Annotated in this window: 15 protein-coding genes; 12 read left to right on the top strand and 3 right to left on the bottom strand. The window is 42.3% G+C overall.

Translation table 11 applies throughout. The features are described 5' to 3' along the window. The first annotated feature begins 259 nt into the window (after nt 1–259). From fucP to FA047_RS15880, 7 genes are read left to right on the top strand one after another with little or no spacing between them, the layout of a single operon-like run. Nucleotides 260–1,516: an L-fucose:H+ symporter permease gene (fucP, locus tag FA047_RS15850; protein WP_136837047.1), complete on the top strand. Its 1,257-nt coding sequence runs from the start codon at nt 260–262 to the stop codon at nt 1,514–1,516. Nucleotide 1,517: 1 nt separating this feature from the next. Then, the gene (locus FA047_RS15855; protein ID WP_136837048.1) at nt 1,518–1,853 is read left to right on the top strand and encodes an L-rhamnose mutarotase; all 336 of its coding nucleotides are present in this window, start codon (nt 1,518–1,520) and stop codon (nt 1,851–1,853) included. Continuing rightward, on the top strand, nt 1,853–3,511 hold the full coding sequence (locus FA047_RS15860; RefSeq protein WP_136837049.1) for a UxaA family hydrolase: 1,659 nt from the start codon (nt 1,853–1,855) through the stop codon (nt 3,509–3,511). The genes FA047_RS15855 and FA047_RS15860 overlap by 1 nt, the downstream gene beginning before the upstream one ends. A 14-nt stretch (nt 3,512–3,525) precedes the next feature. Beyond that, a complete protein-coding gene (locus tag FA047_RS15865; protein WP_136837050.1) occupies nt 3,526–4,290 on the top strand; it encodes an SDR family NAD(P)-dependent oxidoreductase in 765 nt (254 codons plus the stop codon). Nucleotides 4,291–4,322: 32 nt separating this feature from the next. Then, nucleotides 4,323–5,180 (top strand): fumarylacetoacetate hydrolase family protein, encoded by an 858-nt coding sequence (locus FA047_RS15870; protein WP_136837051.1) that lies wholly within the window; start codon nt 4,323–4,325, stop codon nt 5,178–5,180. Next, complete coding sequence (locus FA047_RS15875; RefSeq protein WP_136837052.1) at nt 5,167–6,003, top strand: amidohydrolase family protein; 837 nt, start codon at nt 5,167–5,169, stop codon at nt 6,001–6,003. The genes FA047_RS15870 and FA047_RS15875 overlap by 14 nt, the downstream gene beginning before the upstream one ends. 6 nt (nt 6,004–6,009) lie before the next feature. Continuing rightward, nucleotides 6,010–6,798 carry an L-fucose dehydrogenase gene (locus FA047_RS15880; protein WP_136837053.1) on the top strand — a complete coding sequence of 263 codons (789 nt, stop codon included), beginning with the start codon at nt 6,010–6,012 and terminating at the stop codon, nt 6,796–6,798. 287 nt (nt 6,799–7,085) lie between these two features. Here FA047_RS15880 and FA047_RS15885 read toward each other — a convergent pair whose 3' ends face one another. Beyond that, complete coding sequence (locus tag FA047_RS15885) at nt 7,086–7,508, bottom strand: lipocalin-like domain-containing protein (RefSeq protein WP_169304429.1); 423 nt, start codon at nt 7,506–7,508, stop codon at nt 7,086–7,088. Between the two features lie 107 nt (nt 7,509–7,615). Next, nucleotides 7,616–9,391, bottom strand: a complete 1,776-nt coding sequence (locus FA047_RS15890; RefSeq protein ID WP_136837055.1) for an aminopeptidase P family protein — start codon at nt 9,389–9,391, stop codon at nt 7,616–7,618. A gap of 144 nt (nt 9,392–9,535) precedes the next feature. On the opposite strand from FA047_RS15890, the gene FA047_RS15895 reads away from it, so the two are divergent. Continuing rightward, the gene (locus FA047_RS15895) at nt 9,536–11,800 is read left to right on the top strand and encodes a glycosyl hydrolase family 95 catalytic domain-containing protein (protein WP_136837056.1); all 2,265 of its coding nucleotides are present in this window, start codon (nt 9,536–9,538) and stop codon (nt 11,798–11,800) included. Nucleotides 11,801–11,823: 23 nt separating this feature from the next. Here FA047_RS15895 and FA047_RS15900 read toward each other — a convergent pair whose 3' ends face one another. Next, nucleotides 11,824–12,492 carry a response regulator transcription factor gene (locus tag FA047_RS15900; RefSeq protein WP_136837057.1) on the bottom strand — a complete coding sequence of 223 codons (669 nt, stop codon included), beginning with the start codon at nt 12,490–12,492 and terminating at the stop codon, nt 11,824–11,826. A gap of 855 nt (nt 12,493–13,347) precedes the next feature. Between FA047_RS15900 and FA047_RS15905 the strand changes: the two genes are divergently transcribed. The 4 genes from FA047_RS15905 to FA047_RS15920 are packed head-to-tail and all read left to right on the top strand — an operon-like array spanning nt 13,348 to nt 17,056. Then, nucleotides 13,348–14,190: a hypothetical protein gene (locus tag FA047_RS15905; protein ID WP_136837058.1), complete on the top strand. Its 843-nt coding sequence runs from the start codon at nt 13,348–13,350 to the stop codon at nt 14,188–14,190. Between the two features lies 1 nt (nt 14,191). Next, the gene (locus tag FA047_RS15910; RefSeq protein ID WP_136837059.1) at nt 14,192–15,085 is read left to right on the top strand and encodes a hypothetical protein; all 894 of its coding nucleotides are present in this window, start codon (nt 14,192–14,194) and stop codon (nt 15,083–15,085) included. Nucleotides 15,086–15,087: 2 nt separating this feature from the next. Next, nucleotides 15,088–16,083 carry a hypothetical protein gene (locus tag FA047_RS15915; protein ID WP_136837060.1) on the top strand — a complete coding sequence of 332 codons (996 nt, stop codon included), beginning with the start codon at nt 15,088–15,090 and terminating at the stop codon, nt 16,081–16,083. A 1-nt stretch (nt 16,084) separates the two neighbouring features. Beyond that, nucleotides 16,085–17,056 (top strand): hypothetical protein, encoded by a 972-nt coding sequence (locus tag FA047_RS15920; RefSeq protein WP_136837061.1) that lies wholly within the window; start codon nt 16,085–16,087, stop codon nt 17,054–17,056. Nucleotides 17,057–17,064: the final 8 nt, after the last annotated feature.

The following is a 17,064-nucleotide window of genomic DNA, read 5'->3' on the forward strand; positions in this document are numbered from 1 at the left end:
CCTGCTATAAAGATCCAAGCTGCTTCCTTGCTCTGCGCCCTGGTTTCTTTTCGCCCGCTCATTATACATCCTGTTTCCTTTAAAGTCAGTGTCTCAGAACAGGCATTGTCAGGTTGCCCAGCCCTTCGCTGGGCCTAACTGGCGCAGTCTGTGAAGAGATCACTTACTTTATCTGCCAAAATAGTTTAATGAATGGATAAAATGATTAAATAAATAACGTCGGAAACCACGTTATTTGAATAACCAAATAAATAAACCGATGACAAAAAACAAATACTTATTTCCGTTCATTATGATCACCTCACTATTCTTTATGTGGGGTTTCGTTCATAACCTGGATCCAATTCTTATTCCACATTTAAAAAGATCTTTCAGCCTGACTAACTTACAGGCATCACTGGTAGACTCTGCGGTGTTTATTGCCTATTTCGTGATGGCTTTACCTGCGGGATTTATCATGAAAAAATATGGTTATAAGACGGGGATCATCTTCGGATTAGCCTTGTTTGCCATTGGTTCATTTTTATTTATCCCCGCGGCTAATACACAGATGTATGTGTTTTTTCTGGGAGCACTATTTATCATCGCATGTGGACTCACCATATTGGAAACTGCCGCTAATCCGTACGCGTCTTTGTTAGGTCCGCCGGAAACGGCTACATTCCGCCTGAACTTTGCCCAGACTTTTAATGGACTTGCTGCAACTTTAGCACCAATGCTTGGGTCAAGGATCATCATGATTAAAGGACTTTCGGACGAGGAGTTAAATGTCATGACTGCCTCGGCAAGAGAAGTAGCGCTTGCTTCTGAAGCGTCATCGGTAAAGACTCCTTACTTTATTTTAGGTAGCATCATTCTGGTCATAGCCATCATATTTATCTTTCTGAAACTGCCTGAGGTTCAGGAAACAGAAAAAGAAACAGGCGGAAAAAAAGGGGTGTTTCATGCGCTTCGACACAAACATCTGAGTTGGGCCGTTGTGGCGCAGTTCTTCTATGTAGGTGCGCAGGTTTGTGTATTTAGTTTCTTCGTACTGTATGCTACTAAAGCTGCCGGTATAGATCAGCAAAGAGCAGCAGATTTAGCAGGAATAGGCGCAGGACTAGCGTTCCTGATCGGAAGGATTGTCGGGACGTTCTTAATGAAATTCATTAAAGCAGAGTTGCTGCTTGTGATCTATGCCGTAATCAACGTACTGCTTTGTGTAGTCGCTATGACAGCCACCGGGACATTAGCATTGGCATCTGTTATTGGCATCGCCTTCTTCATGTCCATCATGTTCCCTACAATTTTCTCACTTGGAATTAAAGATCTGGGAAGTGATACCAAATATGGAAGTAGTCTGATTGTCATGTCTATCGTAGGCGGTGCAATATTACCTCCTGCAATGGCGTATATAAGTGATGTCACTCATAATATCCAAACGGGTTACATTGTGCCACTCATCTGTTTCATTGTTGTATTCCTGTTTGGAATAAGCGGACATAAAGTTGTTAAAGAAGTTAAAAATATATAATATGAACAGGTACTGCTTAACTCTGGATCTGGTAGATGATCTGGAGTTGATTAAACAATATGAAGAAATGCATCAGGAAGTATGGCCTGAGATTAAAAGTAGTATCACTACTGCGGGAATTGAAGCGATGGAAATTTACCGCTATGGCAACCGTTTGTTCATGATCATGGAGGTAAATGCTACCTTCAGTTTTGAGAAAAAAGGTGCTATGGATGCAGCAAATGAAAAAGTACAGGAGTGGGAGCAGCTGATGTGGAAATACCAGCAGGCAGTACCGGGTGCAAAACCCGGTGAAAAATGGATGATGATGAATAAAATATTTGAATTGAGGGCCTAATGTCAGCAAACGTTAAAAAGAGTTTTTTACAAATACACCCGGACGACAATGTCCTGGTAGCCTTACAGGATTTACCTAAAGGACTGGTCGTGGAATGGAACAACCAAACCATCACCCTGCAGGATGATGTGCATGCCAAACACAAATTTTTCATTACCGAAAGAGCGGTAGACCAGGATGTACTCATGTATGGTGTTCTGGTAGGAAAGGCAACTGCCTTTATTCCAAAAGGTGGTTTGATGACAACTGATAATGTACACCATGCTGCTCAGGATTATGCTTACCGTGATGTAAATTATCAATGGCAGGCGCCTGATGTTTCTGCATTTCAAAACAGAACATTCAATGGCTACCATCGCGATAATGGAGAAGTGGGAACCGCCAATTACTGGTTGTTTATCCCAACAGTATTCTGCGAAAACAGGAACCTGGACGTGATTAAGGAAGCGTTATATAATTCTCTGGGATACAATGTGACCGACAAGTATAAGCAGTTTGCTAAAGATTTATTGAATGCCTATCAGGATGGACAGGCGATAGATTCCTTTCAGGTAGACAGTCTGTCTGCGCTCAATCCTGTCGACAACAGGGTTTTCAAAAACGTAGACGGCATTAAATTTTTAAATCACCAGGGAGGATGTGGCGGTACGAGACAGGATTCTGCTGTACTGAGCAATTTGTTGGCGGCATATGCAGACCATCCTAATGTTGGTGGTATTACGATCTTAAGTTTAGGATGCCAGCACCTTCAGGCCAATGATTTTCTGAACGATATTAAGACAAGGAATCCATCATTCAATAAAAAGGTGCTCATTTTTGAACAGCAGCAGAGTCAAAGTGAAGACCAAATGATTAAAGATGCCATTCTTAAGACTTTCGTCGGACTGACGGAAATTAATGAAATGGAAAGGTCTCCTGCTCCCCTCAGCAAACTCTGTGTGGGTGTAAAATGTGGCGGCAGCGATGGCTTTAGCGGTATTTCTGCTAATCCGGCAGTCGGATATACGTCAGACCTGCTGGTAGCACTGGGCGCAAAAGTTCTTCTGGCAGAATTTCCTGAATTGTGCGGTGCGGAACAGAATATTGTAGACCGTTGTGTGAATAAGCCAATTGCTGAAAAGTTCATCTCTTTAATGCGTACTTACGATGCTCAGGCACATGCGGTCGGTTCTGGTTTTCACATGAACCCTTCTCCGGGAAATATCAAAGACGGGCTCATCACTGATGCCATCAAAAGTACAGGGGCAGCAAAGAAAGCAGGTACATCTCCGGTAGTTGATGTGCTTGACTATACAGAACCGGCCACTAAGCCAGGCCTGAGTCTGGTTTGTACCCCCGGCAATGATGTAGAAGCCACAACAGGAAAAGCCGCAAGTGGTGCTACACTCATCCTGTTTACCACAGGTCTTGGAACCCCAACCGGCAATCCGGTTTGTCCTGTGATCAAAGTAGCTACAAATACTTCATTGGCTACACGGATGAATGACATTATAGATATCGATACCGGTGCCATTATCCGTGGAGAAAAGACCATTGAGGAAATGGGTACCGAGATTCTGGAATATTGTATTAAAGCTGCAAGTGGTGAAATTACGCCAAAAGCTGTATTATTGAACCAGGATGATTTTATCCCCTGGAAAAGGGGAGTTTCATTATAAATAGACAAATTAATATGTTCAGTTTAAAAGGAAAAACAGCAGTTATTACAGGTGGTGGAAGCGGGATCGGAAGAGCGATTGCCACGCTATTCGCGAAACAAGGCGCATTCGTTAACATCATCGAAGTAAATATTGAAGCTTCGTCGGGCACGCTCAACGAAATTAATAAATTCGACGGCGAAGCGGTTACCTATATGTGTGATGTGACCAGCCAGGAAGAAGTGGTTGATATTTTCAACAAGATCGGGGATATAGACATCCTCGTAAATAATGCCGGAATTGCACACATTGGCAAGGCCGACAATACCAGTGAAGAAGATTTTACCAAAGTTTTCAATGTCAATGTAAAAGGCGCCTACAATTGCATGTACGCCGCCCTTCCTTTAATGAAGAAAAAAGGCGGCGGTGTGATCCTCAACATGGCATCTATTGCGGCTTTGGTGGGCATCACAGATCGTTTTGCTTACTCTATGAGCAAAGGGGCCATCTACGCGATGACGCTTTCTGTAGCGCGCGATTACATGTCTGAAGGCATCCGTTGCAACAGCATCTCTCCGGCAAGGGTACATACCCCTTTTGTTGATGGCTTCATCAGCAAGAATTATGCTGGACAGGAGACTGAAGTATTTGATAAGCTTTCTAAAAGTCAGCCTATCGGAAGAATGGGCAAACCTGAAGAAGTTGCCTCACTGGCATTATACCTGTGTTCTGATGAATCAGGTTTTGTAACAGGCAATGACTATCCTATAGACGGAGGATTTATAAAATTGAACAACTAAGTATTAGCATAAAGAAATAAAAAAATTAAGCGATGAAATTAATCAGATGGGGAGCAGCCGGGCAGGAAAAGACCGGTGTAATTATAGATGACGTTTGGTATGACACTTCAGCCTTCGGCGGAGATTACAACGAGCAGTTCTTTAATGACAATGGTTTGGAAAGACTGGAGCAATTTATAGCTGCAAATAAAGATTCGTTGGTAAAAGTACCTGAAGGGAGCCGCTTAGGTTCTCCTGTTGCGCGCCCTTCAAAAATTGTTTGTATCGGTTTAAACTATGCAGACCATGCTAAAGAAACCAATGCGCCACTACCTCCGGAACCGGTGATATTCATGAAATCTACTACCGCAATGGTGGGGCCGTTTGATGATGTTGTCATTCCTAAAAACTCTGTAAAGACAGACTGGGAAGTAGAGCTTGCCATTGTGATCGGCAAAAAAGCAACTTATGTCGAAGAGGCTGATGCACTGGATTATATCGCAGGCTATGTACTGCACAATGATGTTTCAGAGCGCGAGTTCCAGATCGAGAGAAACGGAACCTGGGACAAGGGTAAAGGTTGCGATACTTTCGCTCCGCTGGGGCCGTTTATGGCTACACGTGATGAAATTAAAGATGTAGACAACCTTCGTCTGTGGCTCACAGTAAATGGTCAAAAGATGCAGGATGGCAATACGGCCAACTTCATATTCAATGTACCGTTTGTAGTTTCTTATGTGAGCCAGTTCATGACACTCCTTCCGGGGGATGTGATTTCTACGGGTACTCCGGCTGGTGTCGGATTAGGGTTTAAACCTCCGGTTTACCTGAAGCACGGGGATGTGATTGAACTTGGAATTGATGGCTTGGGTACTCAAAAACAGCAGGTAAAAAACTATGTTAAGGATTGATTCCCATCAGCATTTTTGGAAATTCAATAAGGTAAGGGACAGCTGGATTACCGAGGATATGGAGGTGCTGCGGGACGATTTTCTTCCCAAGCACCTGGAGCCCATACTTGAACATTTTGAGTTTGACGGGTGTGTGGTCGTCCAGTCCGATCAGTCTCCGGCTGAGAATAAATTTCAGCTTCAGAATGCCAAAACAAATCCATTTATCAAAGGGGTTGTAGGCTGGGTTGATCTTCAGGCAGACGATATTGAGTCGCAACTGGAAGAGCTGAGTGTGCATGAGCGCTTAAAGGGTTTCAGACATATTTTACAGGGTGAGGAAGACCGAGCTTTAATGCTGAAACCTGCCTTTGTAAATGGCATCAGCAAATTGAGAGATTTTGGTTATACGTATGACCTGCTGATATTCCCTGATCAAATGAAGTACGCAGCAGAGCTGGTGGCTAAGTTCCCAAATCAGCTTTTTGTGCTGGATCATATTGCTAAGCCCGAGATCAAGAACAAGAAAATAGCCGATTGGCAAAAAGATATAGAAATGCTTGCCGGGTTTGAGAATGTGTATTGCAAGGTATCCGGAATCGTGACAGAGGCCGACTGGAATTACTGGAAAGCGGAAGATTTTACACCGTACCTCGACGTGGTTTTTAATGCTTTTAGAGCCGAAAGGGTAATGTATGGGTCAGACTGGCCGGTCAGCCTACTTGCGGCAATATACGGGCAACTGATAGACATCATGGAAGGCTACGTGTCGAAGAAGCTCTCCCTGCATCAGCAAGAACTATTCTGGGGCGGTAATGCAACTAAATTTTACAATTTAAAATAGCAATCAATGGATCTGCAATTAAAAGATAAAGTGATCATCGTAACCGGTGGCGCAAAGGGAATCGGAGAAGGAATCGTTAGGGTCCTTGCTAAGGAAGGTGCAATTCCGGTGATCGTTGGGCGCAATGCTGCCGACAATGAAAAACTCGCAGATAGCATTAAAGCTGAAGGAGGGCAGGTGTTTAGCCTTACAGCTGAACTAACCAATCCGGCAGATAATGAAAATGCAATAAAGCAGGTGCTTGCGCAATTCGGTCGCATTGATGGACTGGTAAATAATGCCGGTGTAAATGATGGCGTTGGTCTGGCCAGTGGCAACTATGAGAAGTTTGTAGAAAGCCTTCATAAAAATGTAGTTCATTATTACCTGATGGCGCACCACGCATTACCGGCATTGATCGAGTCTAAAGGCTCGATTGTAAATATCGGTTCCAAGGTAGCAGATACCGGTCAGGGTGGCACTTCTGCTTATGCTGCATCTAATGGAGCCCGCAATGCGCTGACCCGCGAATGGGCGGTTGAGTTACTGCCACATGGCATCCGTGTCAATTCAGTGATCGTAGCGGAATGTTATACGCCATTGTACGAGACCTGGATCAACACATTGCCTAATCCTGAAGAGAAACTCGCTTCCATCACGTCAAAGATACCTTTGGGACAGAGAATGACGACGGCAGAGGAAATTGCCAATGCGGCTGTGTTTCTGCTTTCAGAAACTTCAAGTCATACCACCGGACAAATGGTGTATGTTGACGGAGGTTATACGCATCTGGACAGGTCTATCAGTCCGCTTTAGAAGAAAGTTTTGTATATGATTCTGGAATGTAAATCTGGAATAAGTTCTGGAATAGAATTCTTGGAATAATAAAAAAGGGTCAATGTTTTCAAAACATTGACCCTTTTTGTATTTGTCATCCCGAGTTTCGAGGGATCTCTTTGTTAAGTTTTAACGGCATCCGGCTATTTAGAAAAATTAAGCATCCTCTTCGAAAGCTGCATCTGCTGAAGCTTCGCATCACCAGCGCTAATGCTTTCTCTGAGCAGCTGAATTTTTACTAAGCGCCTTATTTAAAGCGACCGTTATTATTTCTTTTTCAATTTAATCTCCGTCACCTCTTTGTATGTAATATTATTTTCAACGTCGATATCTTCTATTGAGATGTGCAAATCAGTTTTACTTAAAGACTTAATTTTAAAGACATCGGCCTCATCACCATCCCAGGTTATTTTTAACTCTGAGTCAGTCGCGGTCCATTTGAATGAATCTGAATATTGTCCGTCTGTCTGAATTCCATTGCCATCTGCCTTGAATTCAAGTGTCTCACCATTTCCGGCGTCTTCATCTCTGCCTGTCTCCACGTTGTTCTCATATTCTATGTCAAGAATACTTTGTACAGCCCAGGTTCCAACAAGTCTGTCAGAATTTTTTTCTGCTTGGTCTTTTTTACAAGCGAATAATGTTGCCACTACGGCAATGAGTGCGATTAATTTGATTGTTTTAAACATGTTCTTTAATTGGATAATATTATCGTCCGGCACCATGCCAGATTTTCTACAAAGGAACATCAAATAATCAAAAGGCAAAATACCCATTTATAGGTATTTTGATCCTATTATATCGCCTTTGTTTCCGTTTCTAAAAATGCACGCTCATCTTCATTCAACAGCGGACTTAACTTTTCAAACACCAATGCGTTGTATTCATTCAGCCATGCGATCTGCGACGCTTCCAATAAATCCTTCTTCACGATTTTAGTACTGATCGGTGCTATTGTCAGACATTCAAAGGCATAAAACTCATTGAACTCATTGCTCACACCTTTCACCGTATTTACCAGGTTCTCTATTCTGATCCCATGCTTGCCCGGACGGTAAACACCAGGTTCTACAGAGGTGATCATCCCCAGCTCTACCGCTACAGGGGTTGCCGTTGGGTTAAATACCTGCGGGCCCTCGTGTACATTTAAAAAATATCCTACACCGTGACCGGTACCATGGCCGTAATTGATTGCATAGTCCCACAAAGGCTTGCGCGTGATGGCATCTATCTGATAGCCGCATGTACCCTTCGGAAAACGAACCTTACAGCCGTCAATCATGCCTTTCAAGACCAATGTGTAATCTGTGCTTTCCTCTTCCGTGTTGTTGCCCATCGGGATGGTACGGGTGATGTCAGTCGTGCCGTAAAAATACTGACCTCCCGAATCTACCAGGAATAAACCTTCTGCCTTCACTTCTGAATTGCTTTCTTCTGAAGCACCGTAATGAGGCAATGCCCCATGAGGTCCGTATGCACTGATGGTATTGAAGCTGTCGCCAATAAAACCATCTTGTTCTGCTCTGAAACCGCGTAATACCGCAGCGGCAGAAAGTTCCGTAATGGTAGTTTTGCCAATGTTTTCCGACAACCATTTCAGGAAACGGGTAATCGCCACACCATCTTTAAGCATGGCAGTACGTGTATTCGCCAGCTCAGTCTCATTCTTAATGGCCTTCAACACCGTAGAAGGATTAATGGCCTTTATGATCCTTACCGAAGCAGGGATCAATTTTGCGTAGGCAAAGCAATTGCGCTTAGGGTCTATCAGTATGGTTTTGTTTTCAGGGATCTGTTGCAGGGCAGTTTCTATTTCCTCATAAGCAAATACAACTACACCGCTTTTCAACAGTAGCGCTTTATCTTCATTGTTCAGCTTATCGGGGTTGACAAACAGTTTCGCCTGGTCCTGATTGATCAGGGCAAAACTCAATACCACCGGGTTATAGCTTACATCCTTGCCACGGATATTGAATAACCATGCCAAGTCATCCAAAGAAGAAACCAGGTGATAATCTGCACCCTGTTTTTGAAGCATTGTCCTTACCGCAGCAAGTTTGCTGCTTACCGACTGACCGATATGCTCGTCTGCGATTAAAAATGCTTTTTCAGCAGGCAGCTGAGGCCTGTTTTCCCAAATCGGGCTTAAGTAATCTTTGCTGGTCAGGTTAATGCCCTTTGCAGAGAATTGCTGGGAGATCATATCACCCAAAAGCAGGGACAGCAATTTCTCATTGCTCGCTACAGTAGCACCTTTATCCAGTTTTTCTACCAGCCACTGAATGTACTCAGGAGCATGCTGCACTTTTTGTTTTACCAGTTCAAAACCGCTGTTTTCCAACTGTTCTGCTGCCTGTTCGAAATAACGGAAGTCAGTCCACAAACCTGCAAAATCATGCGTAATGACCAAAGTACCTGCAGAGCCGCTGAAGCCCGAAGTAAAAGGGATACATTTATAATGGTTTGGCAGGTATTCGCTGATGTGTGGATCAGCAGAAGGAATGATGTAGGCCGCTACATGATCGGCTTTCATTTGTTTACGTATTTCGCTCAGTTTTTCCTGGTAAGTCATATTTAACTATTTTATTGCTATACTATTATGGGCAAATCTATGCAATCATTTTACGTTTTCGTCATAATGTTCAGGGATTTTGGTAAATGTCATATAAAATCAAAAAAAGTGTTTAGTTTTAGTTAATATGTTATTCCAATGCGTATGAAATATAGCTCTACTTTTCTATTTCTGCTGTTATTTGCAGGAAATGTAAATGCACAGGTTAAAAAAATCACGATTGACTGGCCTTCTTTTATGGGAAGGCAGACTTTAAAGTGGGATTCCATCAGTACCAACTACTATACGGGGATTATTTTGGGGAATGGATTGTTGGGAACGAACATCTATAAGGAAGATGACCGTGCTGTCCGTTTTGATATTGGTCGCACTGACGTCACAGACCAGCGGGAGCATAGCAGCGAGCTCATGACAGAACCTTTGATTTCACGTGCCAGGCTTCCGATTGGGAAGCTGCTATTAAAAACATCGGGGACAATTACCGGGGCAAAGATGGAACTGAACATTTACAACGGGAAAGCCAGTGGGGTTGTCTATACCAGCAAAGGGAGCATCGAATTCGACGCTTACGTTCACGCCAATAAAAATGTCATCTACATTTCTGCTAAGGGAAATAGACAGGAACTCGTGCTCAACTGGGAGTTTGTACCTGAGAAAAGCAGGACACCAAGAATGGCTCAGAATAATGGAGGCAACCCTGCGGTATACACAGAAAACCCGCCTTTCAAGCTCAGCAGCGAACAAGGCTTCTCCATTTGCCGTCAGCCTTTATTGAACAATGGAGGTTACGCGACAGTCTGGAGCATTAAGAAAGCATTACGCACCGAAGTAATGATCTCGGTAGGTTACGATGCAAAAGGAAACCAGGATGAGGTCAGGGAAGCCACCACTGCGCTGAAGAGTTTCAATACCGCCAAGCTCAGTGCCGAATTCGCGGCCCACGCCAATTGGTGGCACCAGTTTTACCAGCAAAGCTTTATATCTCTTCCGGATCAGCGCATGGAATCTTTCTACTGGATCCAGCTCTATAAATTGGCCTCGGCTAGCCGGCAGGGTAAGCCCATGATCGACCTGATGGGACCCTGGTTTACCAGCAAGACCCCATGGCCGGGCATATGGTGGAACCTCAATACACAGCTTACTTACTCGCCGATCTTTACGGCTAATCACCTCGAACTTGGAAAACCATTGTTTCAGGCACTCAATCAGAATACCCAAAACCTGATCAATAACGTTCCTGCGGAATGGAGAAAAGACGCAGCCGCGATCGGCCGGATCAGCGGTTATGATTTAGTAGCGCCGGTTGCTGAGGCCATGCAGGAAAATGGACAATTCGAACTGGGTAACCTGACCTGGACACTGTTTTACTATCATCAGTATTATACGTATTCGGGCGATAGTAAAGAGTTGAAGTCATTTATCTATCCTTTGCTGAAACGTTCCGTAAACCACCTCATCTACCACCTCAAAAAAGACGATAAAGGTATTTATCACCTGCCGGTTTCATTTTCTCCGGAATACAAATCTGCTGCTGATGCCAACTATGTACTTTCCAGCCTGAACTGGGGACTACAGACCCTCATTCAACTGAATGCTGACGAAAACCTGAAAGATCCTGATAAAAGTAAATGGGAGGAGATTTTACAGCACATTACGCCATATCCTGTAGATGATACCGGCCTGATGATAGGCAAGGACGTGGCCCTGACCAGCTCGCATCGCCATTTTTCACATATGCTCATGATTTATCCGTATCGGGTGCTCAACTGGGACCAGTCTGAAAACAGGGAACTCATAGAAAAGTCCATGAACCACTGGCTTTCATTAAAAGGCGCATTACAGGGCTATACCTTTACCGGGGCAGCTTCTATCAATGCCATGATGGGCAGGGGAGATCAGTCTTATGACCTTTTAAACCAGCTGTTCGATAAATACATCCAGCCCAATACACTTTACCGCGAATCAGGACCTGTGATAGAAACACCATTGTCGGCGGCTACATCCATCCAGGAAATGCTGTTGCAAAGCTGGGGTGGAAAGATCAGGGTATTCCCGGCCATCCCTTCCAAATGGCAGGATGTAAGTTTCGACAAGCTACGTGCAGAAGGTGCCTTCCTGGTATCTGCCAAAAGGGTACAGGGGAAAACAGTATTCATTAAGATCTTCAGCACCAAAGGCGGAAAATGCAAGATAGAGACAGACATGCAGGTCAGCAGGGTGAGTTCCGATAAAACAGATTCGCCGGCACTGATGATGTCAGAAGTGGAAGGGAAAACAGATGTGGTGATCAATACTGTAGCGGGAGAAACGCTATGGTTGTCTGGAACCGAAGCCAACCATGATAATATAGTTCCGGTAAAGTCAACGCTATTTGAGCAATGGAGCTGGGGACTGAATAAGAAACGCTGAAGCTTTTCCGGTAGTGCATGAGTTTAGATCAGATCAAAAGCCCTGGCATACTGGCACACCTCATAATAAGAATTCGTATTCAGCTTTTGCCGAATGTTTTTACGGTGGGTCTCAACCGTGTTTTGTGAGATGAACAACTCTTCGGCCGTTTCTCCGGAACTCTTTCCCAGCGCCATCAAGCGGAGTATTTCCCGTTCCCTCGAGCTTAACTTGCTATAGATGTGAAAGTTTTTCCTAAGGAAGTTGTTCTCCTCCAGCAAACGGGACGCCTTCGTGGTCATATGGTGCATTGCATCTATGGGAAAAGACATGGATATGGCCAGTAAAGGCAGCTCTTCCTCATCGCGGAGGAGGATTTTGACACTGCTCATGTGCCAGGTCCAGTCGGTATTGTTGTCTCGCCTTACCTGCTGGAAAAACGTGAGTATTTCATCATCATTGTTCCTTTGCAGGAGTTCCAGAATTTTGGGTACATAATCCTTTGCATCTTCAGGATTAAAGAAGCGGTTGTGGTATTCGTCGGAAGTTTTTCCAATGATCTCTTCGGCAGTAACGTTTAGCCCCTTCAGACCCCGGTCAGACATCCATACAATGGACCAGTCCCTGAGGTTGTGAATCGTTACTACTCCGGGAAGTTTATCAGCATTAGCCGCAATTTCAGAAATGGTCTGATCAATACTAATACGAGACATAATTAATTTAGATAACCCATGGATAACCAAAAGTATAATATTTTTAGGTGAAACAGTGAGAATCTACAGGTTCAATTTTAAAACTGTAACAAAAGTCCCCTAAAATGGTCTATAAAGCGATATGTGGCCATTTATTTTTTTCTACAGAGGAAAATACCCAAAAATGGGTATTGTTGTTTAAACATCAATGGAGTTTCTTTGCAGCGGATAATTCAGCCCACATTTTTTTAAGGAAAATTTCATGCCTCTGATCATCGGGCATTGAATTTTATATAGGTGATTAAAAAATAAAATTTAGGTTAGAAAAGGATAGGGCAGTGGATGCTGACTATCCTTTTCTTGTTTTAGGTGGTAATGTGCTTGCCTTGTGCTCATATTTTGTTTTGCTATTCTTTTGCTTTCCTTTTGCTATTGTTTTGCTATCCTTTTGCTATCCTTTTGCTTTTAGCAAAATAAAGGCAATAGAGTAGTAATATAAATCCAAAAATATAATAAAGGAGAATAGCTGTGCATTGCAGAATGAACTGACATTAAGTGGAGGTTTACATCGCCGTTATTTCGGATTATCGCAAGGCGGTTCCGGATGGTGGATACTCAGGGAATGTGAGCATGAAGTCCTAAAAGTGTATTACATCCTCAAAATTATGTAGTTCGTCCCTAAACCGGAATATTTTATAGAGAAAGTTGGTTTTATAAAAAGTTTATTACCAACTTCGCAATGTAAAAATACTGTTAATGTTCTCAGCTCAATTAACTCTCTCTCTTACAGGCCTTAGCCTGTCAATCAATAGAAGCCGATTTCTGGCTTTAGTTAACTCTTATCGTGTTATCGTAATTAATTACAAACTCATTCTTATGAAAAAATCACTCGTTACACTTGTGCTGGGATTGGTATGCTCTGGCGCTTTTTCGCAAACCAATACGTTTCCTGCTAGTGGGAATGTGGGGGTTGGAACCACCACGCCAACTCAAAAGCTGACAGTGGTTGGTAATATCAATATTGAAGATCCTACCGCCGGGAAATATTTAGCGTTCGGTAAACCATTGGATAATGAATATAATACGATAGGAAGTCTCTATTCTTCTGCGGGTTTCACTATAAGTCATGGACTTAAGCCTCATCCATCGCAAGCTAAATTGGTCTATAGTTTTCCTACGATGTCGCGAAGTGCAATTATGGTTGGTGGGTTTAGTGAAAATGGGATTAACTTCTATACTCAGCAATCCAGTGAAAAAACTATGGGGGATTCCTTTGATGATAGTCCAAGGATGCTTATCAGAAACGATGGCAATGTTGGAATTGGAACTACTATTCCCAATGCGAAACTTGCAGTAAATGGCAACATCCGTGCTAAAGAAATTAAAGTTGAAACTGCTAACTGGCCCGATTACGTGTTTCTGCCATCTTATAAGGTTCCTACACTTCAGGAAATAGAAAAGCACATTAAAGACCATGGTCATTTGCCAGGGATTCCTTCGGCAAGTGAGGTAAAAGCTAATGGGGTGGATCTAGGGGATATGAATGCGAAATTGCTTCAGAAGATCGAAGAGTTGACGCTTCATTTGATTGAACAGAATAAAACTCTTGAGCATCAAAATAAACAGATTGAGCACCAGAATAATAAGATTGAGAGCCAAAACAAAGATTTGCAAGACCTAAAAACGGAAGTTAAACAGTTAAAATCTAATAAGAAATAACATGAAGAAAATTTACCTCTTAACAAGTTTAATAGCATCCTGTATTGTTTCATTTGGCCAAACGAATATTTTTCCTGCGAGTGGAAATGTTGGGATTGGTACGGGTAGTCCGGCTACTCCATTACATGTGACTGGTGGAAGCGCGATGACTTCCGGTTGGAATAAGACAGCCACACTTAGTGCCACGTATCCTGTTTTGATTTTTAATAGTAGTAATGCAAAATGGGCTGGAATTGGTTATGATTATAGTAGCAACCTCAACTTTTGGGTCAATGCTTCTTCTGATGATGTGAATGGAACCGGTAATGCAGTTTTCAGGATTGGCAATGATGGGAATATTGGTATGGGACATCCTGGTATGTCTTTTAAATTAAATGTTACTGGTGAGGCTTCGATTACCAAAAGTCTAAATCTCACTTCTGATAATCAGGAGATGAGATTTTATAAAGATGGAGCTGTTTATGGGTACCTATGGTCAAATGTTAATGGATTGCATTGGGGGAAAGGAAATCCTAACAACAGTATTACAATCGATAATAACGGTAACGCAGGTATTGGAACCAATTATCCTAATGGTTATAAATTAGCTGTGGCAGGTAATATGATTGCAGAATCTGTGAAAGTGAAGCTTCAGGGTGCTTGGCCGGATTATGTGTTCGCACCGTCTTATAAGGTTCCGACACTTCAGGAAACAGAAAAACACATTAAAGAGAAAGGTCATTTGCCAGGGATTCCTTCGGCAAGTGAGGTGAAAGCTAATGGGGTTGACCTTGGGGATATGAATGCCAAGTTGCTTCAGAAGATTGAGGAGTTGACGCTGCATTTGATTGAAATGCAGAAAGACAACGCAAGACAAAATAAAGAGATTGAACTTTTAAAAGCTTCAAAAAAATAGCTATGAAAAAATATTTATTGACAATGTTTTTTGCTCTTGCGGTAACAGATATCTTTTCACAAATCCATACTGATCAGAATGGGTTGAAGACAACAGTGATAAATAATATTCAAGCTAACGAAGCACAAGCAAGAAGGTATGAAGTTGCTACAATCGGTTATAATTCTCATCACTGGCAATTCGGCGGAGTAATAGTGATTGAGTTATTTCAACATTCTTTTCAAACAGGATATGAAAAATATATTTTGGAAAATGGGCATGGACAAGGTGCCAACAGCGGGAGTGCTGTTTTGAAATTAGTAGAAAGTGATGGGATAGGACATAATGCTAAGGTGACATTAGGAACGCCTTACGATCTCGGAACAAATTATTCCGATAAAGCAAATATGGGTTTGCCTGTATATGTTGATGTTAGGTTTTATACTAACTACAAAGTCAAAATTACTTATCTGCAGAATAGGGTAGAGACAGTAAATGATCAGAATCAAATTAAAATTAACACTTCTCCAATAGGAGTTAATATTGATGATTTTATACCTGTAGTACGCCCTAGTAAAGATCTTGTCACCATCGGTAATTTAAAAATAAAGGGTAACGGGTTAAACTACATAGAGGAAGGTACTTTAGGAATAGGTACTACTGACACAAAAGGATATAAACTAGCTGTAGCCGGTAATGTGATTGCGGAGTCTGTGAAAGTAAAGCTTCAGGGTGCCTGGCCAGATTATGTGTTTACACCATCTTACAAGGTCCCGACACTTCAGGAAACAGAAAAGCACATCAAAGATAAAGGTCATTTGCCAGGGATTCCTTCGGCAAGTGAGGTGAAGGCGAATGGTGTGGATTTGGGAGATATGAATGCAAAGTTGCTTCAGAAGATTGAGGAGCTGACGCTGCATTTGATTGAAAAGAATAAACAGCTCCAGGAACAAAAACTGCTTAACAATAATCAGGAAGACAGATTGAGAAAATTAGAGATGACAATAAATAAAAAATAATATGAGGAAAATTTACATTTTAATTCAATTAGTGCTTTGTGGAATTTTTGTAAATGCGCAGACAAATACACTACCAGCTAGCGGTAATGTTGGGATTGGAACACTAACTCCTGGTAGTCCCCTAACTGTTAATGGGGATCTACATGCTTCAGGAACAATTGGAGGAAACGGAGGATTTATTAATGTTTTAAAAATTCCTCCGTTGGATCATGGTGTTGCATACTTCTACATTAATACCAATATACCGGCCAGCGATTATGCTGCACCTCAGATCCAAATAACAGGCTATATGTACTATGCAACGAATAAGGCTATGAAGGCTACACTTGGATGGTATCATTATCAGGGCAATTTTTCCTGGTCGCAGTGGCAAAGTGATCTAGGGTATCAGAAGCCTTCTAGAATTAGACTTGGAACCTATATGAAAAACGGTTCTCCCTTTATCAGAATAGAGATTTCTAATAATTCGGTTTATTGGGCTAACTATACGATTTCAGCAACTGATTATTCAGACTCGTTTTATCATTATTACAGTGGCTGGACCTATGCCGTAGGCGAAATGCCAGCTGGAACAACTTCCCAAATTCATACTGTAAGTAGTAATAACGATGTACTCGTTGATGGAAAAATTGGAATCGGAATGAATACCCCTACAGAGAAATTAGAGGTAAATGGTAAAATAAGGGCACGGGAGATCAAGGTAGAGAATGCCAATTGGCCGGATTATGTTTTCGCTCCTTCTTATAAGGTTCCGACGCTTCAGGAAACAGAAAAACACATTAAAGAGAAAGGTCATTTGCCAGGGATTCCTTCGGCGAGTGACGTGAAAGCTAATGGGATTGATTTGGGTGACATGAATGCGAAGCTGCTTCAGAAGATTGAGGAGCTGACGCTGCATTTGATTGAGAAAGATAAAAAAATAGTTAATCTGGAAGACAGATTAGAAAAGATAGAAGCACTTATTAATAAATAAATCGATCA

The organism is Pedobacter frigoris, assembly GCF_005116445.1.
Lineage (GTDB): Bacteria > Bacteroidota > Bacteroidia > Sphingobacteriales > Sphingobacteriaceae > Pedobacter > Pedobacter frigoris.